Source organism: uncultured Tenacibaculum sp., from assembly GCF_947494125.1.
GTDB lineage: Bacteria > Bacteroidota > Bacteroidia > Flavobacteriales > Flavobacteriaceae > Polaribacter.
Window position 1 is genome coordinate 188,792 of sequence record NZ_CANLTU010000004.1, and the last position, 22,194, is coordinate 210,985.

The 22,194-nt window shown below is 28.3% G+C and carries 21 protein-coding genes; 10 read left to right on the forward strand and 11 right to left on the reverse strand.

The features are described 5' to 3' along the window. Positions 1-4: 4 nt before the first annotated feature. The 4 genes from Q0881_RS09445 to Q0881_RS09460 are packed head-to-tail and all read left to right on the forward strand — an operon-like array spanning position 5 to position 5,641. Positions 5-520 (forward strand): DUF2892 domain-containing protein, encoded by a 516-nt coding sequence (locus Q0881_RS09445; protein ID WP_299159391.1) that lies wholly within the window; start codon positions 5-7, stop codon positions 518-520. Positions 521-563: 43 nt separating this feature from the next. After that, on the forward strand, positions 564-2,468 hold the full coding sequence (locus Q0881_RS09450) for a nucleoside-diphosphate sugar epimerase/dehydratase (protein ID WP_299159393.1): 1,905 nt from the start codon (positions 564-566) through the stop codon (positions 2,466-2,468). A 29-nt stretch (positions 2,469-2,497) separates the two neighbouring features. Continuing rightward, the gene (locus Q0881_RS09455) at positions 2,498-3,265 is read left to right on the forward strand and encodes a polysaccharide biosynthesis/export family protein (protein ID WP_299159396.1); all 768 of its coding nucleotides are present in this window, start codon (positions 2,498-2,500) and stop codon (positions 3,263-3,265) included. A 6-nt stretch (positions 3,266-3,271) separates the two neighbouring features. Further along, positions 3,272-5,641 (forward strand): tyrosine-protein kinase, encoded by a 2,370-nt coding sequence (locus tag Q0881_RS09460; protein WP_299159399.1) that lies wholly within the window; start codon positions 3,272-3,274, stop codon positions 5,639-5,641. Positions 5,642-5,692: 51 nt separating this feature from the next. On the opposite strand, the gene Q0881_RS09465 is transcribed toward Q0881_RS09460, so the two are convergent. Then, complete coding sequence (locus tag Q0881_RS09465; RefSeq protein WP_299159401.1) at positions 5,693-6,430, reverse strand: CpsB/CapC family capsule biosynthesis tyrosine phosphatase; 738 nt, start codon at positions 6,428-6,430, stop codon at positions 5,693-5,695. 162 nt (positions 6,431-6,592) lie between these two features. Here Q0881_RS09465 and Q0881_RS09470 point away from each other — a divergent pair, with 162 nt between their 5' ends. Next, positions 6,593-7,444 carry an N-acetylglucosamine kinase gene (locus Q0881_RS09470; RefSeq protein WP_299159402.1) on the forward strand — a complete coding sequence of 284 codons (852 nt, stop codon included), beginning with the start codon at positions 6,593-6,595 and terminating at the stop codon, positions 7,442-7,444. Here Q0881_RS09470 and murF read toward each other — a convergent pair. Together murF and gldJ are read right to left on the reverse strand one after the other, a co-directional pair. Then, positions 7,441-8,694, reverse strand: coding sequence for a UDP-N-acetylmuramoyl-tripeptide--D-alanyl-D-alanine ligase (gene murF / locus Q0881_RS09475; RefSeq protein ID WP_299159404.1), 1,254 nt, complete (start codon positions 8,692-8,694; stop codon positions 7,441-7,443). The two genes, Q0881_RS09470 and murF, sit on opposite strands and share 4 nt — an antisense overlap. A gap of 66 nt (positions 8,695-8,760) precedes the next feature. Next, positions 8,761-10,476, reverse strand: coding sequence for a gliding motility lipoprotein GldJ (gene gldJ, locus Q0881_RS09480; protein ID WP_299159406.1), 1,716 nt, complete (start codon positions 10,474-10,476; stop codon positions 8,761-8,763). A gap of 382 nt (positions 10,477-10,858) precedes the next feature. Here gldJ and porV point away from each other — a divergent pair, with 382 nt between their 5' ends. The 5 genes from porV to Q0881_RS09505 all read left to right on the forward strand — a co-directional run bounded on the left by porV (position 10,859) and on the right by Q0881_RS09505 (position 17,211). After that, on the forward strand, positions 10,859-11,950 hold the full coding sequence (gene porV, locus Q0881_RS09485) for a type IX secretion system outer membrane channel protein PorV (protein ID WP_299159409.1): 1,092 nt from the start codon (positions 10,859-10,861) through the stop codon (positions 11,948-11,950). Positions 11,951-12,032: 82 nt separating this feature from the next. Next, positions 12,033-12,515, forward strand: a complete 483-nt coding sequence (gene cdd, locus Q0881_RS09490; protein ID WP_299159412.1) for a cytidine deaminase — start codon at positions 12,033-12,035, stop codon at positions 12,513-12,515. 157 nt (positions 12,516-12,672) lie between these two features. Next, positions 12,673-13,737: a 3-oxoacyl-ACP synthase III family protein gene (locus Q0881_RS09495; RefSeq protein WP_299159414.1), complete on the forward strand. Its 1,065-nt coding sequence runs from the start codon at positions 12,673-12,675 to the stop codon at positions 13,735-13,737. Positions 13,738-13,799: 62 nt separating this feature from the next. Continuing rightward, positions 13,800-15,335, forward strand: a complete 1,536-nt coding sequence (guaA, locus tag Q0881_RS09500; RefSeq protein ID WP_299159417.1) for a glutamine-hydrolyzing GMP synthase — start codon at positions 13,800-13,802, stop codon at positions 15,333-15,335. Between the two features lie 25 nt (positions 15,336-15,360). After that, a complete protein-coding gene (locus tag Q0881_RS09505; RefSeq protein ID WP_299159419.1) occupies positions 15,361-17,211 on the forward strand; it encodes a LysM peptidoglycan-binding domain-containing protein in 1,851 nt (616 codons plus the stop codon). Positions 17,212-17,283: 72 nt separating this feature from the next. Here Q0881_RS09505 and Q0881_RS09510 read toward each other — a convergent pair whose 3' ends face one another. From Q0881_RS09510 to Q0881_RS09550, 8 genes are all read right to left on the reverse strand, one after another. After that, positions 17,284-17,430 (reverse strand): sugar nucleotide-binding protein, encoded by a 147-nt coding sequence (locus Q0881_RS09510; RefSeq protein WP_366139562.1) that lies wholly within the window; start codon positions 17,428-17,430, stop codon positions 17,284-17,286. Continuing rightward, positions 17,399-17,563 carry a sugar nucleotide-binding protein gene (locus Q0881_RS09515; RefSeq protein WP_299159524.1) on the reverse strand — a complete coding sequence of 55 codons (165 nt, stop codon included), beginning with the start codon at positions 17,561-17,563 and terminating at the stop codon, positions 17,399-17,401. Before Q0881_RS09515 ends, Q0881_RS09510 begins: the two co-directional genes overlap by 32 nt. A gap of 272 nt (positions 17,564-17,835) precedes the next feature. Continuing rightward, the gene (locus Q0881_RS09525; protein WP_299159425.1) at positions 17,836-17,940 is read right to left on the reverse strand and encodes a dTDP-4-dehydrorhamnose 3,5-epimerase family protein; all 105 of its coding nucleotides are present in this window, start codon (positions 17,938-17,940) and stop codon (positions 17,836-17,838) included. A 166-nt stretch (positions 17,941-18,106) separates the two neighbouring features. Beyond that, positions 18,107-19,246 carry an aminotransferase class I/II-fold pyridoxal phosphate-dependent enzyme gene (locus Q0881_RS09530; RefSeq protein ID WP_299159427.1) on the reverse strand — a complete coding sequence of 380 codons (1,140 nt, stop codon included), beginning with the start codon at positions 19,244-19,246 and terminating at the stop codon, positions 18,107-18,109. A gap of 9 nt (positions 19,247-19,255) precedes the next feature. Then, positions 19,256-19,915, reverse strand: coding sequence for an HAD family hydrolase (locus Q0881_RS09535; protein WP_299159429.1), 660 nt, complete (start codon positions 19,913-19,915; stop codon positions 19,256-19,258). After that, on the reverse strand, positions 19,899-20,876 hold the full coding sequence (locus Q0881_RS09540; protein WP_299159431.1) for an ATP-grasp domain-containing protein: 978 nt from the start codon (positions 20,874-20,876) through the stop codon (positions 19,899-19,901). Before Q0881_RS09540 ends, Q0881_RS09535 begins: the two co-directional genes overlap by 17 nt. Then, on the reverse strand, positions 20,863-21,468 hold the full coding sequence (locus tag Q0881_RS09545) for a sugar transferase (protein WP_299159434.1): 606 nt from the start codon (positions 21,466-21,468) through the stop codon (positions 20,863-20,865). Before Q0881_RS09545 ends, Q0881_RS09540 begins: the two co-directional genes overlap by 14 nt. Before the next feature lie 4 nt (positions 21,469-21,472). After that, positions 21,473-22,192, reverse strand: a complete 720-nt coding sequence (locus Q0881_RS09550; protein ID WP_299159436.1) for a hypothetical protein — start codon at positions 22,190-22,192, stop codon at positions 21,473-21,475. Between the last annotated feature and the right edge of the window lie 2 nt (positions 22,193-22,194).

Consider the following 22,194-nt stretch of genomic DNA (forward strand, 5'->3'; position numbering starts at 1 on the left):
AATTATGTTCAATAAAAATATAAAATTAGTTTTAGCTGGATTAACTGCTATTTGGTCGGTATATGAATTTACTCAAGGTAATATAATGAATGGTATATCTATTTTGTTACTTACAGGTATATTTATACTTTTCTATTTCAAAAATGAGTTTATTTTATTAGCTTTTTTACAATTAAGAAAACAAAACTTTGCAGGAGCTACAAAATGGTTAAGTTATATTAAAAATCCTTCAACAGCTTTAATTCAAAAACAAGAAGGTTATTACAACTATCTTCATGGTATAATGTTGTCTCAAACTAACATTACGCAAGCTGAAAAGTTTTTACGAAAAGCTGTAAAATTAGGATTGGCAATGGATCATGATTTAGCTATGGCTAAATTACAATTGGCAGGAATTGCTATGACTAAACGTAGAAAACGTGAAGCAACTAATTTAATGGCTGAAGCTAAAAAGCTAGACAAGCATGGAATGCTAAAAGAGCAAATGCAAATGATGAAACAACAAATGAAGAAAATTTAGTTCTTTTTATTTTTTTGTACTTTTAACTTCTAATAAACAATCAATGATTAGAAAACTAGTTTTAAAAGCCTTTGAGAAATATGCTTCTCGATGGGTTGTTTTAATAATAGATATTATATTAGTTTGTATATCTTTTCTTTTAGCTTATACTGTTCGTTTTAATGCTAGTTTAAATTTTGACGTTCAAAATTTATATTATCAAATTCCGTTTATAGCCACAATAGCTCTAGTTAGTTTTCTTACCGTTGGGTCCTATAGAGGTATCGTAAGACATACCGGAACTAGAGATGCTTTTAATGTTTTTGTAGGTGTTACTTTGCTATCAATGATAACAATAAGTATTGTTTTAATTAATAATACATTTAAAATCATTCCTAGCTTTACTATTCCGAAATCTATTGTTATTATCCATTATTTAATTTCAGTATTAATCTTAGTCGTCAGCAGGTATGTATTTAAAGCTTTTTTTGAAATTATTTCTACTGAATTAGATACAATTACTAATGTACTTATTTATGGTGCTGGTGATTCTGGTTTAATTACTTATGGAGCATTAAATAGAGATACAAAAAACAAATACGAAGTATTAGGCTTTCTTGATGATGATGAAAAAAAAGCAGGAAAGAAGATTAATCGAATCAAAATTTTTGATGGAAAAAAAATAGACAAAAATTTTATTGACAACAAACAAATCGATGAAATCATTATTTCTATTCAAAATGCTAAACCTGAAAAACTACTTTATTTAACAGATAATTTATTAGCACTTGGTGTTAAAGTTAAAATTGTACCTCCTCTTTCAAAATGGATTGACGGAGATTTAGAAGCTAATCAAATTAAAAGTGTTAAAATAGAAGATTTACTTGATAGGAAACCTATTTTAATAGATAACCCTATCGTTAAACGAGAGGTTGCTAATAAAATTATTTTAGTAACCGGAGCTGCTGGTTCTATTGGTTCAGAAATTTCTAGACAACTAAGTTCATATGACCATGAACAATTAATTTTAGTTGATCAAGCTGAATCTCCTTTATACGATCTTCAACAAGAACTTATTCAAAAAGATAAAAAAAACTTCACTTCAATAGTTGCTGATGTAAGAGATGAAAAAAGAATGTCTCAAATATTTGAACAATATAAACCTCATAAAGTTTTTCACGCTGCTGCATATAAACATGTTCCTTTAATGGAAATGAGTCCTTACGAAGCTGTGAAAATAAACATTGGAGGAACAAAAACTATTGCTGACTTAGCAATAAAACACCACGTTGATCGTTTTGTAATGGTTTCTACTGATAAAGCAGTAAACCCTACTAATGTAATGGGAGCTACAAAAAGAGTCGCAGAAATGTATATTAGCTGTTTAAGTAAGTTAAACAATCATAATACAAAGTTCACAACAACACGTTTTGGAAATGTTTTAGGCTCTAATGGTTCAGTTATCCCTCTTTTTAAGAGACAAATTGAAAATGGAGGGCCATTAACAGTTACTCATAAAGATATTACGCGATATTTTATGACTATCCCTGAAGCTTGTCGTTTGGTACTAGAAGCTGGAACAATGGGAAATGGTGGTGAGATTTATATTTTTGACATGGGGAATTCTGTTAAAATATATGACATTGCTAAAAGAATGATTCATTTATCTGGATTATATTTCCCTGAAGATATTGATATAAAAATAACTGGATTACGCCCTGGCGAAAAACTATACGAAGAATTATTAGCTAATGGAGAGAATACTTCTCCAACTTATCATGATAAAATTATGATTGCTAGAAATCAAGAATTAAATATTGATCTAATAAAAAATAAAATTATTGATTTATGTCTTGCTAATAAAAGTCACGATAATCAAAAAACGGTACAACTAATAAAAGAAATTGTACCAGAATATAAATCGAACAATTCTATCTATGAAAAATTAGATGTTGTTACAAGAAATTAAATTAGTACTTTCGCAAAAAAATTCAACAAATGCTAAGAGTTATAAAAATTTTGTTAGCCATTCTACTGCTAACTATTACTTCATGTGTTTCGAAAAAGGAAATTGTATACTTCCAAAACCATGAAACAAGTCAATCATTAATAAATAACACTTATAAAATTACTTTTAAACCAAGTGATTTGGTTCAAATAACGATTTCAGCTTCAGACTTAGAAGCTGTAAAACCTTTTAATTTATCAGCTGTTGCATATGCAACAACAACAAATAGTCTTGCTGCTGCTCCACAACAACAATCTTATCTAATAGATAGTAATGGTTTTATAGAGTTTCCTATTTTAGGAAATATAAAGTTAGGAGGGTTAACAAGACAGGAAGCTATTTCATTATTAAAAAACAAACTATCTCCTGATTATGTTAAAAATCCGACTATTAATATAAAAATTTCGAATTTTTCGGTTACTGTTTTAGGAGATGTTAAAAGTCCTGGGAATTTTATTATTCCTAATGAAAGAGTTTCAGTGATAGAAGCAATTGGTTTAGCTGGTGACTTAAATATTTCTGGAATACGAAACATAGAAGTAAAAAGGGAAGAAAACAGTACAATTAAAACTTATAATTTAGATTTACGTTCTAATATGATTTTCACTTCGCCTGCATACTATTTACAACAAAATGATATCGTATATGTAAAACCTAACAAAGCGGCGTCACAATCTGCTTCTTATAACCAAAATACTGGTTTATTTATTTCTATTGGTTCTGTAATTATTTCTTTAATCTCTATTTTAACAAGGTAAACGAACATGAATAACGAACAATATTCTCCACAAATTCAAGATAACGATACCATTAACATTAGAGCTGAATTAGAAAAATATTTGATTCATTGGAAATGGTTTGTTTTAGGTATTATAATTTCTGTTATTGGAGCTTTTTTATATTTAAGATATAGTACTCCTAAATATAATGCAACGGCTACTATCCTAATTAAAAATGATAAAAAGGGAGGGCTTTCAGATGAGCTCGCTGCGTTCGGTGACCTTGGTATTGTTGGAGGGTCAAGTAAAAATATTGATAATGAAATTGAAATTATAAAATCAAGAAGGCTTATACATGATGTTATAAATAAACTAAATTTAAATGTTAAATATATAGTTGAAGGTACTATTAAAGAATCAGAGTTATATAATAATAGTCCAATTTCTTTAATCTCTATAGATTCTTTGTCGTATAATTTAAATAAATTAGATACTGTTTTAAACGTTCGTATTTTATCTGATAAAAAATTTAACCTATTAGACAAAAACGGTAATTCTATTTCAGAAAATTCATTTAATAAATCTATCAAAAGCCCTAATATTGGAAAGTTTAGAATTATAAAAAGTAATAATTTTTCAAAAAACTCAATAAATAAAACTTTAAAAATACTTTTTAGTTCAATAGATAGAACTATTGATTCTTACCAAAATAGCATTAACGTATCTCCAATAAATAAAAGATCTAGTGTTTTAAAATTGTCTTTACAATCTGAATTAAAGGAAAAAGCTGAAGACGTATTAGATGAATTAGTTATTCAATATAATAATGATGCTATTTTAGATAAAAAACAAGTTTCAGAAAAAACTAATGATTTTATTATTGAACGTTTAAATAGTGTTGGTAATGAATTAGCAGGAATAGATGATAAAGTTCAGATATTTAAAAGTAAAAACAATATTACTGATATTGAATCCGAAGCTAAATTAACCCTAGAAACCAATACACAAAACCGTCAGAAATTAATAGAAGCATCGACTGAATTGAGTTTAGCTAAATCATTAAGTAAAGAACTAACTAATAATGATTATCTACCTGCAAATTTAGGCTTATCAGATTCAAATATAGCTAAATCTATAGCCGAATATAATTTATTGATTACCCAATTAAAACGTTTAGAGAAAAGTGCTGGAGATAAGAATACTGTACTTATAGAAGTTCAAGATAATATTTCTAATTTAAAAAATTCTTTGAGAAAAAGTTTAGAAAACGCTGTCAAATCACTTCAAATTAAAGTAAATAGCTTACAACGTGAATCAGGTAGATTTAGCTCTAAAATTTCATCTATTCCTTCTAAAGAAAGAGAGTTTTTAGATATTGCTCGTCAACAAGAGATTATTGCTGGTTTGTATTCTTATTTATTAAAGAAAAAAGAAGAAACGGCTATATCTCTTACCGCAACTGCTGTTCCAAATGCAAAAATTATAGATAAAGCTTATGGCTCAAACATCCCTGTAAGTCCTAAAAGAAAAATAATATACTTAGCAGCTCTTTTATTAGGCCTCATAATACCTTTTATAATTATATATTTAAAAGAGCTTTTAGATACAAAAGTTCATACTAAGAAAGATATTGAAGAACATACAACAATTCCTTACTTAGGTGATATTCCTCATTCTGTAACTAGAGAGAAAATTGTTATAAACTCAAGTGCTCGTTCTAGTACTGCTGAAGCTTTTAGATTAATTAGAACTAATCTAGATTTTATGCTTCCGCAAAAAACTACGGAAAAAGGTAACACTATTTTTGTTACTTCTACAACTAGTGGAGAAGGAAAATCATTTACATCAATTAACTTAGCAGCTTCTTTATCTTTATCTGGAAAAAAAATTGTTTTAGTTGGTATGGACTTAAGGGCTCCAAAAATCACAGAATATCTTGAAATTCCTGACAGAAAAGGAATTACTAATTTTCTAACTAATAATAGTATTACTTTAGATTCGTTAAAATTTTCTATTGATGAAATACCAAGCTTAGACATTATTGCTTCTGGTGCTATACCTCCTAACCCAGCTGAATTGTTAATGTCTGACAAAATCGGAGATATTTTTACTGAATTAGAAGAGAAATATGATTATGTCATTATAGATACTGCTCCTGTTAATTTAGTTACAGATACGATGTTAATATCAAAACATGCAAACATGGTGTTATATGTTACAAGAGCTAATTATCTTGATAAAAGAATGTTAATAGTACCACAAACTTTATATAAAGATAAAAAGCTTCCTAATGTAGCTATTGTCTTAAATGATGTTGATATAAAACGTGGGTATGGATATGGGTATGGATATGGATATGGATATGGTATCCCAGAAGAAGAAGATTTACCATGGTACAAAAGACTATTTAGTTAAATAGTTTATACTACTTATAAATAAAAAGGAAGCCTAATGCTTCCTTTTTATTTATAAAAATTTTTTATTATTTCTCAATAAATGTTCTATTTGTTTTTTAATCTTAATTGTTCCTATTCTATTTAATAGTTTAAGATGATTATGGTGATGTGTATCTGTCCCTACAAAATCATACATATTTTCTTTTAATAATTTCTGAGCCGTTTTTTGTACTCCTTTACCATATTGCTCCGTTAAAGACAATAAATTAAGTTGAAAAACACATCCTGCTTTTTTTAATTTATAAAAATTTTGAAAATCATTATGATAAAAATTATAACGTTCTGGGTGAGCTAATACAGGTTTATATCCTTTTAACTGAATTTCAAATAAAACATCATATAAATTATATGGTGCATTGAAATATGACATTTCTACCAAAATATAATTATCATTTAAAGTTAAAATATCATTTTCTTTAAGTCTTTCTACAAATTGTTCATCCATCATATATTCAGCTGCTGCATTAATATTTATATCATGAAAACCTTGTTTAATTAACTCATCTTTTACTAACGTTAATTTATCTTTTATCGTTTTTGATGAATTAGGATACACATCTCCTAAAACATGTGGTGTAGTAATAAAATTCTTAATTCCATAAGAGTGCATCTTAGTTATTAAGGAGATTGAATTTTCTAAATCTTTTGCTCCATCATCAATTCCTGGAAGTAAATGAGAATGTATATCAACAAATCCATCTGGGAAAAACTCATTTAATGGAATATCTTTTTTCTTAAAAAACAACATATAATATATTAATCACTAATTAATTTACAAATTTACACTAATAATATACCCTATCTTAACAAAATCTATACCTTTTTTCACAACGAAAACGATTGAGATTATTTCTCCTATTGTACAACTAAATTTGATAGTATATATTTGAGCAAAACTAAATAAAATATAATGATTTTAATAGCTGATGGCGGTTCTACAAAAGCAGATTGGATTGCTTTAGATAATAATAAAGAAGAAGTTTTTAGAGTAAGAACCTTGGGCTTAAATCCTGCCGTAGTTGCTAAAGAAGAATTATTAAATAGAATAGAGAATATATTTCAACTTATTAATATTAAAGAAACTGTTGAAGCTATTCATTTTTATGGAGCTGGTTGTGGTACAGCTTTACCTGTTAAAATATTAGAAAACGTATTACAATCTATATTTACAAACGCTTCAATTAATATATCAGAAGATATGTTGGCCGCAGTTTATGCAAGTTCTGCTCAAAACCCTGCCATTGTTTGCATTTTAGGTACTGGATCTAATAGTTGTTATTATGATGGAAATATTATGGAAATGGTAGCCCCATCGCTAGGCTATACTATCATGGATGAAGCTAGTGGTAATTATTTTGGAAAACTTTTATTGAAAGATTACTATTATAAAAAGATGCCAAAAAAAATCGCTGAATCTTTTGAAAACGAATTCAATATTGATGCAGATCATATTAAGATGAATTTATATAGAAAACCTAATCCAAACATGTATCTAGCTTCTTTTGCTAAGTTTATGTTTGATTATAAAGATAAAAAATACGTTAAAAAAATTATTAAAAAAGGGTTTCAAGAATTTTTTAAATATAGAATATTGCCATATCAAAAGGGAAGTGAAACACCTATTTATTTTATTGGATCTATTGCTTATTACTTTAGAGATATACTAGAGAACATTGCCTCTAAAAACAATTTAATTATCACAGATGTAATCCAACGTCCTATTGATAATTTAGTCAAATTTCACATGAATAATGATATTTAACAATAAGGAACAATTTTTTCTAATGCAACACCTCTTGATCCTTTAATTAAAATAGTGCTATTTTTAATAGGTTCATTCAATAAGTATTTTTCTAATGCAGCTAATGTTTTAAATTTTAAGTGATTTGATATTGTCTCCGAAAAATTACTTCCAACAAAAAAAACTGAATCAAAATTTGCACTTGAAACAAAATCAACTACTTTTTGATGCTCTATAGAACTAAATTCTCCTAACTCAAACATGTCTCCTAAAATAATAGTTTTATGATCTGTTTTATATTCAACAAAGCTATTTAAAGCAGCTTTTATACTAGTAGGATTCGCATTGTAAGCATCTAAAATTATCTTATTATTATTTGTTTCTATTATTTCTGATCTGTTATTTGATGGAATATAATTTTCTATTACATTTTTTATTTCCTCTTTTGTTACTTTAAAATAATTACCTATAGTAATAGCTGCAGAAATATTTGCAAAATTATAACTTCCTATAAGCTTGCTAGTAATTTCTTCATTATAAAAACTCAATTTAACGAATGGATTTGATTCAATAAATTTAATCGAGTCATTAAAACATATAGTTTGAATTCCTTTTGTTTTTTCTACTTGAATTTTATCTTCTGTATTAATAAAAGCCTTGCGATTATTTTCCTCTATAAAATCATATAATTCAGACTTACCTTTTATGACTCCTTCAATAGAGCCGAAACCTTCTAGATGTGCACTTCCAAAATTCGTAACATAACCGTAATCAGGACTTACTATCTTAGATAAAAAAGATATTTCATTTAGGTGATTTGCACCCATTTCAACAATACCTATCTCTGTACTAGAGTCCATAGATAGCAAAGTTAAAGGAACACCTATATGGTTATTTAAATTACCTACAGTCGCTATAGTTTTATACTTAGAAGATAAGACAACGTTAATTAATTCTTTTGTTGTGGTTTTACCATTACTTCCAGTTAAAGCAATTATAGGAATTTTCAAATATTTTCGATGATAACTAGCTAATTCTTGTAATGATTTTAAAACATTTTCAACCAATATTATATTATCAGACGTTTTATATTTTATTTCATCTACAATAGCATATTTAGCCCCTTTGGATAAAGCTTCTTCTGCAAACTTATTACCATTAAAATTAGCTCCCTTTAAAGCAAAGAAAACTGTATTTAGCCTTATGTTTCTAGTATCTGTATCAACTAAACCATGTTGAATATATAAACTATGTAAATCCTCTATCTTCATAGTGTAAAAATAAAAAACCTCATTGAATTTCAATGAGGTTTGGTTTTATAATTTGAGATATCTTATTTATCTTCTCTTTTTAACATATCTAGGTGTTGCTGATTTCTTTTCATTTAACATCATTGGCCCCATTTTATCAGTAGCACATCTAAAACCTATGAAATTAGTAGCCATATATTCTGGGAAATATCTTCTTTGTGCTGGATCTAACCAATACTCTCTGTCTGTCCAAGAACCACCTTTATATACTCTAGATTTGTCACTAATTAAAGTAGATCTTGTCTTAGAATCATACTTATAATTATTGATCACATTTCCTAAAGAATCTTTTTCTGATTCAGGTTTTTGAGGTGAATTGTACATTCTTGCTTTAGGATCTAACTGATCTTTATCTAAACCATAATTCTTTGAAGAAGCTTGATCTCCATCACCTAAACTTGAGTTATTTGCAAGATTATAATTTCTTCTCATATAAGTATCTTCCTTAGTAATTGGAATATACTTAACACTTCCAGGTAAATCTTTAGGAATAATTCTTCCGTTTTCTAAAGTATCATACTCAACATCTCCTAATTCATCTCCTACGATTACAACTTTACCATCTTGATCAATCATTTTTTTAGTAAAGATATTTCCTCTAAAATAATTGAAATCATTTGCTTCTGAATCTATAATTGGACGATAAACATCTTCAACCCATTCTGCAACATTTCCAGACATGTCATATAAACCAAAAGCATTTGGAGGGTAACTTCTAACTGCATTTGGAATATCAGAACCATCACTACTCCAACCAGCAATACCACTATAGTCTCCTTTTCCTTGCTTAAAGTTACCTAATTGATCACCTCTTCTTCTTTTATCTCTATCTCTAGTATATTTACCATTCCAAGCATATTTCTTTCTTCCTCTTATATTATTATATTCACGGTTTTCGAAAATAGCTTTTGCAGCATATTCCCATTCAACCTCAGTAGGAAGTCTAAATTTTTGTGATAAAACACCATCAGAAGAAGTAACTTGTCTTCCAGAAAACTCATCTTTCCCTGGTTTAGGGTCTCCTTTTTTCCTTGGTACAGGAATTCCTTTTTTATAAATTGTTGAATCTCCTTCAAACAACGCGTACGGATTTGTTAAATAAGTATCTGTATCAAAATTGTTTTTCCCTTTAAAGTTTAAAGAATCTTCTTTAAATATATTTTTGATAACACCTTTATCCATTAATATCTTCAAGTTAACGGCATTAGTACGCCATTTACAATATTTATTAGCTTGTAACCAACTAACTCCTACTACAGGATATTCTGCATAAGATGGATGTCTTAAATAACTTTCAGATAATAAATTCGTATTACCTAATCCTTTTCTCCATACTAATGTATCTGGTAAAATTGAAGAATATATGTCTTTAAATTGTTCTTCTTCTGGAGGAAAAATATCTTTGGTATATTGCATAAATAACCCATACTCTGCATTTGTTACTTCAGTCTCATCCATATAAAATGAACGAACATGCATTTTCTTTGGAGTAGTATTCCAATCAAACATTACATCATCTTGTACTAACCCCATAGTAAAACTACCTCCCTCAATATGCACCATACCTGGAGGGGTTTTTCCATCTTTAAACTTCCCTTTTAAATAACCACCATAATTAGGGTCATTAAAATTCCATCCAGTTAGCGAAGATTTACTTGAACCACCACTTCTGTTACTTTTACAAGAAGTAATTAATAAGCTAGTGATAGCCAATAAACTAAATAATTTTAAGGTACTTTTCATGTATTTTTAACTATTTTAAGGGTGCCGCAATTTACAATATTTCTAATTTCTTACAACTTATTTATCTATAATTTCTCATACTTAGAAAGTTGCTCTTGCAAGATTACAAACGACCATTTTTTAAGTTTAGTATTACGAATCTAAGAAAAAGATTAAATATCTAGCATTAATTTTTATTATTTTATAACATTCTCATTCTAAACAACTCACTTTCAAAACAAAAAACACCATAAAATGTATATTTTAAAATATTTTCAACTAATCTTGAAAAAAATGTAATAATTTTATCCTTCAATCGTTAAGGTAGTGATTAAAATTTAACAAATTTTAGCAATATTTTAAGAAAATCATATATTTGCCGAACTAATAATCAAATTTTTACATGAAAAAATTATCAATTTTATTGTTTTTTGCATGTTTTGCCCTTCAAATCAAAGCACAAACAACATCAAGTGGAATCACAACAGCTACTCCATTTTTATTAATTTCATCAGACGCTCGTGCTGGTGGTATGGGTGATGTAGGTGTCGCTACGTCATCTGACGCTTTTTCAATTTTTCATAACCCTGCAAAAGCAGCTTTTAACCAAAACAAAATAAGTATTGGTATAAATTATACGCCTTGGTTACGTAATTTAACTGATGATATTTTTGTTGGAAATTCTTCTTACATAAATAGATTCAAGGAAAACGCAGCTTGGGGAGTTGATGTTAAATATTTTTCTCTTGGTCAAGTTCAATTAACTGATTTAAATGGTAATAGTACTGGAACAATAAATCCAAGTGAATTTGCTATTACTGGTATTTACTCAATGAAGTTAAGTGAAAAATTCTCAATGGGTATTGGCTTAAAATACATTAATTCTAATTTAGATGTGAATAGTAATAGTATAGAAGCAGTAAATTCTTTTGCTGTAGATATTTCTGGTTACTATCAATCAGACGAAAGAAATTATGGAAACTTCAATGGTCGTTACCGTTTAGGTTTTAACATAGCTAATATTGGCCCAAAAGTAGAATACACTCCTGGACAAGAAAATTTTATTCCAACTAATGCTAAATTAGGTGGTGGTTTCGATTTTATCTTTGATAGTCAAAATACATTAGGTTTAAATTTAGAATTCACAAAATTATTAGTTCCATCTAGTAGTGCACAATCTTCAAGGGGTTGGTTCGAAGGAATGTTTACTTCATTAGGAGATAGAGGTTTTGGAGAAGAATTAAAGGAAACAACTTGGGCTTTAGGAGCTGAGTATTTGTATAACAAAGCCTTTGCTTTAAGAGCTGGATATTTTCACGAAAGTGAAGAGAAAGGTTTAAGACAATTTTTAACTCTAGGAACAGGGTTTAGTGCAAAAGCATTTACGTTGGATTTATCATACTTAATAAATACTTCATCAGTAAATAACCCATTAGAAAATACATTAAGGTTCTCTTTATCATTTGATCTAGGAGAAATATACGAAGATTACTAAAATTTATATTTTTTTTTATAATTTCGTAACAAAATTTAAAAGCAGTCTTATCGACTGCTTTTTTTGACCAATACTATTTCTTATGGAAAAAATAGAAGTAAAAACTTCAGCTATCATTTATAATAATGTAGGAGAATTATCGCAGGAAGATAAAATGTTAATGGATAAAGCTGTAGAAGCTAGAGCAAAAGCTTATGCCCCTTATTCTAAATTTAATGTTGGAGCTGCTTTTTTATTAGAAAATGGAGCTGTTATTTTAGGAAACAATCAAGAGAATGCGGCATACCCTTCAGGTATGTGTGCTGAAAGGGTTGGTATTTGGAAAATTGGCTCTGAATTTCCTGGAGTCAAAATTAAAAAGCTTGCAATTACTGCTGCATCAACTCAAACCAAAGTAAATAAACCAGTTGGACCTTGTGGAGCTTGTAGACAAACTTTGTCTGAATATGAAATCAATCAAAAAGAACCTATGGAAATTTTATTTATGGGAGAAGTTGGTAAGATTATAAAAACTGAATCTTTACTATCTTTATTACCTTTTTCTTTTGATAGCTCTTATTTATAAAAACAACAAGCTTAGAAAAGCCATCTTTTTATTAAAAAATAACTAATTATTTTCTTCTTTTTTAAGAATTCAACAATTCTTTAAAATTGACTGATAATTAAACCATTAATGTAATTAAAAATGCTTTATTTGTATTCTTTAAATATAAAAGAATCTAATGACATCATCAGTAATTACAGGAACAGGTACATATATTACTACCGTTCAAAAAACAAATGCAGAGTTTTCTAATCATCAGTTTTTAAATGAAGATGGTTCAGATTTCCCTAGCACTAATGATGTTATTATTAATAAATTTAAATCGATTACTGGTATTGAAGAACGTCGTTATGCTAAGGATGAATACAATACTTCAGACTTGGGTTATTTTGCTGCTCAAAAAGCGATTGAAGACGCTGGTGTAAATCCAGAACAATTAGATTATATTATACTAGCTCATAATTTTGGTGATGTAAAAAGTAATGCTATACAAAGTGACATCTTACCGAGTTTAGCCACCAGGGTCAAATTCAAGTTAGGCATAGAAAATCCAAATTGCGTAGCTTATGATATTTTATTTGGTTGCCCTGGATGGATTGAAGGAGTAATTCAAGCACAAGCTTTTATAAAAGCAGGAATTGCAAAAAAATGTTTAGTTATTGGAGCTGAAACTTTATCTAGAGTTGTCGACAAAAACGATAGAGATTCTATGATATATAGCGATGGTGCTGGCGCTTGTATTCTTGAAGCTAAAGAAGGTGCTGAATCTGGAGTTATTAGTCATGCGACTCAAACATTCACAAAAGAAGAAGCTTTTTATTTATTTTTCGGAAAATCTTTTAATAAAAAACATGATAAAGATGTACGTTATATAAAAATGCATGGTCGTAAAATTTATGAATTTGCATTAAATAACGTACCTAATGCCATGAAAACTGCATTAGATAAAAGTGGTATCGAAATAGATGAAGTTAAAAAAATATTTATCCATCAGGCTAACGAAAAAATGGATGAAGCAATTATTAAACGCTTCTATAGGTTATATAAAAAACCAATCCCTGAAGGCATTATGCCAATGAGTATTCATAAACTTGGAAATAGTTCAGTAGCTACGGTACCTACCCTCTTAGATTTAGTTTTAAAAAACCAAATAGAAAATCAGAAAGTAGAAAAAGGAGATGTAATTATGTTAGCTTCTGTAGGCTCAGGTATGAATATAAATGCAATAGTTTATCGCTATTAAAAAACTTCAAAAAATCTAAAATCAAATACTTAAAATCTAAAATCTAAGTACTATTTTTGCACATGCAACAACACAACGTACTTATATTAGATTTCGGATCGCAATACACGCAATTAATTGCGCGCCGGGTAAGAGAATTAAACATTTATTGTGAAATTCATCCGTATAACAAAATACCAAAAAACTTAAACTATTTTAAAGCTGTAATTCTATCAGGAAGTCCATCTTCTGTTCGTTCTGATGAAGCTCCACACCCAGATTTATCAGAGATTAGAGGTAAAAAACCTTTATTAGCTGTTTGTTATGGTGCTCAGTATTTAGCCCATTTTTCTGGCGGTCTTGTAGCTCCGTCAAACACTAGAGAATATGGTAGAGCTAACTTATCTTTTGTAAAAGAAGGTGAAGAGTTTTTTAAAGAAATTTCAGAAGGAAGTCAAGTTTGGATGAGTCATTCAGATACGATTAAAGAATTACCAACTGGAGGAACTTTATTAGCAAGTACTCATGATGTAAAAAATGCAGCATATAAAATTGAAGGAGAAGCTACCTATGCTATTCAATTTCACCCTGAAGTTTATCATTCTACAGATGGAAAACAATTATTACAAAATTTTTTAGTTAATATAGCAGGAGTAGCTCAAACATGGACACCAGCATCTTTTGTTGATGAAACAGTAGCCGATATAAAAGCTAAAGTTGGAAACGACAAAGTTGTTTTAGGGTTATCTGGAGGTGTAGATTCAACAGTAGCAGCAGTATTATTGCACAAAGCTATTGGTAGTAATTTACACTGTATATTTGTTAACAACGGTTTGTTACGAAAAAACGAATTTACTGACGTATTAAAACAATATGAAGGTATGGGCTTAAACGTAAAAGGAGTAGATGCTTCGGCACGTTTCTTGAATGAACTTGCTGGGTTAAGTGACCCTGAAGCTAAACGTAAAGCTATTGGTAAAGTTTTTATAGATGTTTTTGATGATGAAGCAAACCAAATTAAAGATGCAAAATGGCTGGCTCAAGGAACTATTTATCCAGATGTTATCGAGTCTGTTTCTGTTAATGGTGGCCCATCAGCAACGATTAAAAGTCATCATAATGTAGGCGGCTTACCAGATTTTATGAAATTGAAAATTGTTGAACCTCTACGTATGATCTTTAAGGATGAAGTTCGTCGTGTAGGTGCATCTATGGGAATTGATAAAGAATTATTAGGTCGTCATCCTTTTCCAGGACCAGGTTTAGCAATTAGAATTTTAGGAGATATAACTTCAGAAAAAGTTAGAATCTTACAAGAAGTTGATGCTGTTTTTATCAACGGATTAAAGGAAGATGGTTTATATAATAAGGTATGGCAAGCAGGAGCAATTTTATTACCAGTTAACTCTGTTGGAGTTATGGGTGATGAAAGAACTTATGAAAAAGTAGTAGCTTTACGTGCTGTTGAAAGTACTGATGGAATGACTGCTGATTGGGTAAATTTACCTTATGAGTTTTTACAAAAAATATCGAATAAAATAATTAATAATGTGAAAGGTGTTAATAGAGTTGTTTATGACATTAGCTCAAAACCACCTGCAACAATTGAATGGGAATAAAATCCTAATAATAAAAACAACGTAGATGAAGAAATTACAATTTTTACTTTTAATTTGTATTTTAACCTTTGCCGTTTCTTGTGGTCAACAAAAACGATATGTCTCTTATAAAGTTCAAGATGGTGAAACAATGCGTGACATTGCTAAACGCCTAGACATGAAAACTAAAGATTTGCTTCGTTTAAACCCTGATGTAGGGAGAAGACCAGATGCAAATACGGTAATTGTTATTCCGAATCCTGAAATTAAAAAAGGAGTTTCTTCATCTTCATCTGAAAATACAGAGGATCCTGTTATAACTGATACAGAAAGTACAGAATCTGAATCGCCAGAGAAAAACACAGAAACTACAGAAAACATATTTCAACAAACTGTTTATGAATATGAAACACATGTAGTAAAAGCAGGTGAAACTGTATATAGAATCACTAAAGAATATAATATATCTAAAGATGATTTAATTAAGTGGAATCCTGAATATCCAGGTATTAAAAATAACGATTTAAGCATTGGTCAAGTTTTAAAAGTTAAGGCAACTGAGAATGTAATAACTATTGATCGTGAAGAGGTGTTAAAAAAGTTTTTAACACACACTGTTAAAAGTAAAGAGACTGTTTATAGCTTGACACGTTTTTACAATATTTCTAAAGAGGATTTAATTCGATTGAATCCTGAATATCCTAATATTGTTGACAATGAACTTTCTATTGATCAATTACTTAAAATTAAACCGATAGAAGAGGTTAATTCAGATGAAAATTATACTTTTTATAAAGATACTATTCAAGAAAATACATCTATTAACTTAGCTATTTTACTTCCTTTCAAAGCTAAAGAATACGATTCTTTATCAGCAAGAAATATTTTTAGCGAGAAGAAAAACAAATCAGCTTCATTAGCTAACATGGTTACCGATTTTTACATGGGTTCAGAAATGGCAATTGATTCTATAAAAAAACAAGGAGTTATTGTTAATATGAATATTTTTGATACTGGAAACAGAGGAAATAATATAACTTCAATATTAGATGAAGATAAACTAGACAGTGCAGATGTTGTTATTGGTCCTTTTTATTCTAACAAAGCCGAAATCATTGCTCGTAAAGTTAGTGTTCCTGTTGTTTTTCCTCATTTTTCAAGTAAACAGCAAAATTTCTCAGCTTCTAAACTGATAAAAACTGCTCCAGAAAAAGATAATTATACAGATTATTTAACATCTTTCTTAAAAGACACTTATAATGGTGAAGAAATTTTTATTGTTGGTGATGGTGATTCAAATTCTAATGCTAGAATAAATAAAATTGTTCGTAGTTTAAAAAGCCATGATTCAATTAAAAACATTCATGTTTTAAAACCTAAAGATGGTTATATTAAAAGAGAACGATTTACTAAAGAAATGAACCCTAAAAAGCACAATTGGGTTGTAATCACATCAAACAATAATGTAGCAATTGCTGATGCTTTAAATAGTATGATTGGTTTACCTGATGATATAACTGTTCAGGTATTTGCTATCGAGAAAAACAAAGCATATGATAAAATAGAGAATAATAAACTAGCTAGTATTGATTTCACTTATGTTTCTAATTCTTTTGCTGATGATTCATCTACTGATGTAAAAGCTTTCAATAAAAAATATTATACTAAAAATAACACTATTCCTTCTGATTATGCTATTAAAGGGTTTGATATTACTTATGATGTGTTAATGAGATTAGCTTCAGGAAAAAGCTTAACTGATACTTTTAAAGATGGTGTATCACTTCGTTTAGAAAACAAATTTGACTATCGTAAAAAGGTTTTTGGTAGCAGTAGTAATAGTGGTTTGTTTATTGTAAAATACAATAAAGATTTAAGTTTAAGTAGACTTAAGTAATAAATAAAAAGGGAAGTTATTAATAACTTCCCTTTTTATTTATTACTTATTTTAACATTGTCTTTACTCTCATTATTTTTTGTTTATTCTTTCTAAACACTCTTTTAATGAATCTCTCCAATATGGTATTTCAATATTAAAGTCTTCTTTTATTTTAGATTTATTCAAAAGTGAATAATTTGGTCTTTTAGCGAGAGTTAAGTAATTTTTTAGTCTCAATAGGACTTATCTTACACTTTAAATTAGAAATTTCCATAATAGCAATGGCAAAATCATACCAAGAAGTTACTCCTTCATTAGAATAATGATAAATTTTAGATTTTTCATCTATTTCCCCTTCTTTTGATAAGATATTTAAACAGACTCTAGCTAAATCTCTAGCATAAGTTGGCGTATAATAATTATCTACTTTATAAGCTTATAGTTGTCTTTTATTTTCTTCTGATAATTCTTCTACAATATGTTTTCCATAAGTAGGTTAAGTAACTCTTATATCTACTACTAATGTATCTAATCAATTTAGACTGTGTAAAAGGAGACTTTTAAAAATGTAATCCTCTTAAAACTCCTTTATTTAATTTAGATTCATTATCTTGAATAAAAGTTGTATTTTTTATACATTCTTCAATTTTTTTGTTTAAACGATTCAAAAAAACAACCTCTTTTATCACCAAATATAGTTGGTACTATTATTATTACTTCAGGGATTTCTGTATTTACAAACTTCATTATTATTTAACTAAATTTATTAAATATTTAAAAGATTCATTATTACTACCTCTATTATACTATAAGTTACCAATCTATTAGTTAATATGATCCCTTTTATAAAGCAACATGATATCTAACCAAATTATAGAAAAATAAAGCCCAGATATTTTTCTGAGCTTTATTTTTACTTATTTAGTACCTTATTTATAGATTTTTTAATTCTAATTCTATCTTCGTCTGTTAAATTTGACCCAGAAGGTAAACACAATCCATCTTTAAACAATTTCTCTGACACATTAGAACCATAATAATCATAATCTTTAAAAATTGGTTGTAAATGCATTGGTTTCCATAATGGACGAGATTCAATATTATCTTTTTCTATAGCTAAACGTAAATCTTCTCTTGAAAACCCTGTTTTAGATTCATCTACAATTATAGCACTTAACCAATGATTCGAGTAATAATCTTGTGTAGCCTCTTCGAATACAGTTATTCCTTCAATATTTTTAAATACTTCTTTATAAAACTGGTTATTTGCTCTACGATAATCAATATGTTCATCCAACACTTCCATTTGACCACGACCAATACCTGCTACAATATTACTCATGCGATAGTTATATCCAACTTCTGAATGTTGATAGTGGGGTGCATTGTCACGTGCTTGAGTAGCAAAAAAGATAGCTTTTTCTTTATCTTCTTTATTTTTACAAACCAATGCTCCTCCTCCTGAAGTTGTTATGATTTTATTTCCATTGAAAGATAAAATACTAAAATCACCAAAAGTCCCACATTTTTGCCCTTTAAAGGTTGAACCTAAGGCTTCTGCAGCATCCTCTATTAAAGAAATATCATATTTTTTTGAAATAGCTAAGATCTCATCCATTTTAGCAGGCATACCATATAAATGAACTACAATAATTGCTTTAGGCTTATTGCCTTTTACTATTTTATCTTTAATAGCTTCTTCTAGCGCAATCGGACACATATTCCATGTATCTTTCTCACTATCTACAAAAACAGGAGTTGCTCCTTGATAAATAATTGGGTTTGCCGAAGCCGAAAAAGTCATACTTTGACAAATAACTTGATCTTTATTAGATACTTCAGCTAGTATTAGCGCTAAATGTAACGCAGAAGTCCCTGAAGACAAACAAGCTACCTTTGAGTTTTCTTCTATATAATCTTCTAAATCTTTCTCAAACCCATTTACATTTGGGCCTAACGGGGCTACCCAATTTGTATCAAAAGCTTCCTGTACGTATTTTTGCTCAGCTCCTCCCATATGTGGAGAGGATAGCCAAATTTTATGTTTTTTCATCTCTTTTTTTTAAGAAATTATCCGTATATCTTTTAATGAATAAATATAATAGTTTGGGAGTTTTCCTACATCTAATTTCTCTTGAGAATGGTGATGGATATTTTTTCCGTTATCTATTAGGCATATCGTTTTCCAATTTAACTTGTTTGGTGCAATAAAATCTTTCAAAAGGTTATCTCCAATATAATAGCAATCTTCTCTTTTAAATTCATTTTGAATTAATTGAAACCCTTTTAAAGAAGGCTTAACTTCACCTATCTCTTCAGAAATAGAAATATAATCAAACATTTCTTGAATCCCTAAAGCCCTTAATTTATTCCTTTGAGTAATTGATCTTCCATCTGTCAATAAAGCCAATTTTACAGATTTAGTTTTAAGTATTTGAAATAATTCTAAGACTGAGTAATCTAAACTTAATGAAGGTTTATGATTTCTATAAATACTTAAAAGATTCTCTTTTTGTACTGGATAAACACCTGATAAATATTCAAATACATCTTGGTTATTTCTATATAATGAAAACATAACAGAGAATATTTCTCTCTCTTTTGTTTTATCAATGTAACTAGCAATACATTTATATCCAGAAATTAGATAATCTAACTCATTGTAAAGTGTGTCGTCTAAATCAAAGACTATCAAAGTATTAAAATCAACCTTTATATCCATTAACTATTATTTCTTGATCATATCTAATCATTAATAAATTTTCTATCCAATCATCAAAATAATCATCTTCAAATCTATCTAATATATATTCTTCAATGATCCATTTAGGAAAGTTTGCTCCAGAATTATAAGATAGAGGATAACCTCCTCCAAACCTTGGATTTATTTCAATTCCAATAATTTCATCTTTATCATTATGCTTAAAAACTTGAAGTGTAATGCAGCCTCTCAATCCATTCAAATTCTTTAATTTTTCTTTTACGTATAATACAATGCTATTATTCCTAGTGCATGCAGTATTGACTTCTCCATCGCGGACAATTATTCTTTCTCTAGGAACAATACATTTAATTTTAGAATGTTTCGTAAAATAAATGTCAATTGTAAATTCAACATAATTATCGCTTGGTAAATATTCTAAGAACATATTTTTGTTATTCTCTAAAATCTCTTGAGTTAAGTCATTTTTGGATTCTATCAAATAAATACCTTGTGACCTACTTCCATCAGATGGTTTTACAAAAGATGGGTATTTAAGTTTTTTAATATTATATTCCTGTGCTCTTTTAAACTCTATTGAATCAAAAAAATCATGTATCAACCTTTTATCTCTACATTTCTGAATAAACTCTAGATTAGATATTAAAACTATAATCCCATTTTTAGAAAAAAGCTCTACATTTTTAGCTAAAGTTTCTAATTCAGTATCAATAGTTGGAATTACGATTCTTATATTATTCTCAATACATATATCTAATAAATCATTAATATATTCTATATCTGTAACTTTTTTTACTTTAAAAAAGCCATCTGCAACTTGACATGCTGAAGATAATATTGGATTAAGATCAGTGCAATAGATTCTAGAAAAAAGCCCTAGTGATTTAACCTCTTCTTTGAAAGAATTCACAAGAGAAACTCTTCTCCCTGCTGATGTAATAAGTATATTAGTTTTTTCCATTAAATTTCTCTATTGTAGCATGATTCTCGGCTGATATTCCTTCTGACTTAATAACTTTTTTAAAAGATTTAAAAAAGATTTCTAGGTCTAAATAAAACGAGATATTATTAACATAATAAATATCCAACTGAAATTTTGAAGTCCAACTAATGGCATTTCTACCATTTACTTGTGCCCAACCAGAAATACCAGGTCTAACATCATGTCGTTTTTTTTGTTCTTGATTATAGTATAATAAATATTCTGGTAATAAAGGTCTAGGTCCAATTATACTCATATCACCTTTTAATACATTAATTAATTGAGGCAATTCATCTAAGGATGATTTACGCACTATACGTCCAATTTTACTAATCCGTTTAGAATCAGGTAGCAAATTTCCTTTACTATCCTTTTTATCATTCATTGTTTTAAACTTTATAATGTAAAACAATTTTTCATCTTTTCCTGGTCGAGATTGAAAAAAGAAAGGTTTCCCTTTATTTACAATAGTTAAGCCAATTGAAACTAAAACAAGTAACGGGAATGTTAAAAACAATCCTAAAGTAGCAAATATAAAATCTATAACTCTTTTAAATATCTTGTTATACATATTTTTAATTTTTAAAATCTAACGAAAATTGTTTTAACAAAAAACCATATTCATCTTTATAGTTATATCTAATTTTAAAAAAAATAAATATTTTATTAAAAACATGATATAAACTTTTATTCTTAAAATTATTAAATATAAGGCTAACTTTTGCTTTTGCAGACAATTTACTTAGTTTCAATTCACTATTATTTACTGCCAAATAAAAACTTTTTACAATTGCTTTATTGAAGCTTCCTTCAAAGGGCTTATAGCTATTCTCTTTCATTTTAGATTTCAATGTTTTTATCTTATCTTTTCTTATCCAATTATTATGCAATAATTCCTTTAAAAAAGATAAAGCAAATTCATATTCTTCTGAAGGGACATAAATTAAACCATTATAAAGCATTTTAGAACTTAACAGCTCATCAATATTTAAATATTCAAGTCCAACATAATTAAAACTCCACCATATATCTATTTTTAAAACCTCATCAAACTCATTATAAAACTGCATCTTAATAACATCAAGCCTTATCAATTCAATCTTTACATCATAACAATGTTTAAAGGCTAATTTATTCAAAATACTAAAAAAAAACTTTTTATCACTCGAAGCAATTCCAAAATCTACGTCATTTACAACTTTTTTTGGCAGTTTTTCATACCCTCTTAAAACACAATACCTTATAGACTCCTTATTTAATTCTTCAAATAATTCTCTCAAAAAAATAGCATCCATAA

Coding starts and splice junctions, on each gene's coding strand:
- gldJ (WP_299159406.1), bottom strand. CDS start 10,476: ATGAAAAGTACCTTAAAATTATTTAGTTTATTGGCTATCACTAGCTTA.
- Q0881_RS09465 (WP_299159401.1), bottom strand. CDS start 6,430: ATGTTGTTTTTTAAGAAAAAAGATATTCCATTAAATGAGTTTTTCCCA.
- Q0881_RS09495 (WP_299159414.1), top strand. CDS start 12,673: ATGACATCATCAGTAATTACAGGAACAGGTACATATATTACTACCGTT.
- murF (WP_299159404.1), bottom strand. CDS start 8,694: ATGAAGATAGAGGATTTACATAGTTTATATATTCAACATGGTTTAGTT.
- guaA (WP_299159417.1), top strand. CDS start 13,800: ATGCAACAACACAACGTACTTATATTAGATTTCGGATCGCAATACACG.
- cdd (WP_299159412.1), top strand. CDS start 12,033: ATGGAAAAAATAGAAGTAAAAACTTCAGCTATCATTTATAATAATGTA.
- Q0881_RS09445 (WP_299159391.1), top strand. CDS start 5: ATGTTCAATAAAAATATAAAATTAGTTTTAGCTGGATTAACTGCTATT.
- Q0881_RS09550 (WP_299159436.1), bottom strand. CDS start 22,192: ATGGATGCTATTTTTTTGAGAGAATTATTTGAAGAATTAAATAAGGAG.
- Q0881_RS09525 (WP_299159425.1), bottom strand. CDS start 17,940: ATGAAGTTTGTAAATACAGAAATCCCTGAAGTAATAATAATAGTACCA.
- Q0881_RS09530 (WP_299159427.1), bottom strand. CDS start 19,246: ATGAAAAAACATAAAATTTGGCTATCCTCTCCACATATGGGAGGAGCT.
- Q0881_RS09545 (WP_299159434.1), bottom strand. CDS start 21,468: ATGTATAACAAGATATTTAAAAGAGTTATAGATTTTATATTTGCTACT.
- Q0881_RS09535 (WP_299159429.1), bottom strand. CDS start 19,915: ATGGATATAAAGGTTGATTTTAATACTTTGATAGTCTTTGATTTAGAC.
- Q0881_RS09450 (WP_299159393.1), top strand. CDS start 564: ATGATTAGAAAACTAGTTTTAAAAGCCTTTGAGAAATATGCTTCTCGA.
- Q0881_RS09460 (WP_299159399.1), top strand. CDS start 3,272: ATGAATAACGAACAATATTCTCCACAAATTCAAGATAACGATACCATT.
- Q0881_RS09455 (WP_299159396.1), top strand. CDS start 2,498: ATGCTAAGAGTTATAAAAATTTTGTTAGCCATTCTACTGCTAACTATT.
- Q0881_RS09505 (WP_299159419.1), top strand. CDS start 15,361: ATGAAGAAATTACAATTTTTACTTTTAATTTGTATTTTAACCTTTGCC.
- porV (WP_299159409.1), top strand. CDS start 10,859: ATGAAAAAATTATCAATTTTATTGTTTTTTGCATGTTTTGCCCTTCAA.
- Q0881_RS09470 (WP_299159402.1), top strand. CDS start 6,593: ATGATTTTAATAGCTGATGGCGGTTCTACAAAAGCAGATTGGATTGCT.
- Q0881_RS09540 (WP_299159431.1), bottom strand. CDS start 20,876: ATGGAAAAAACTAATATACTTATTACATCAGCAGGGAGAAGAGTTTCT.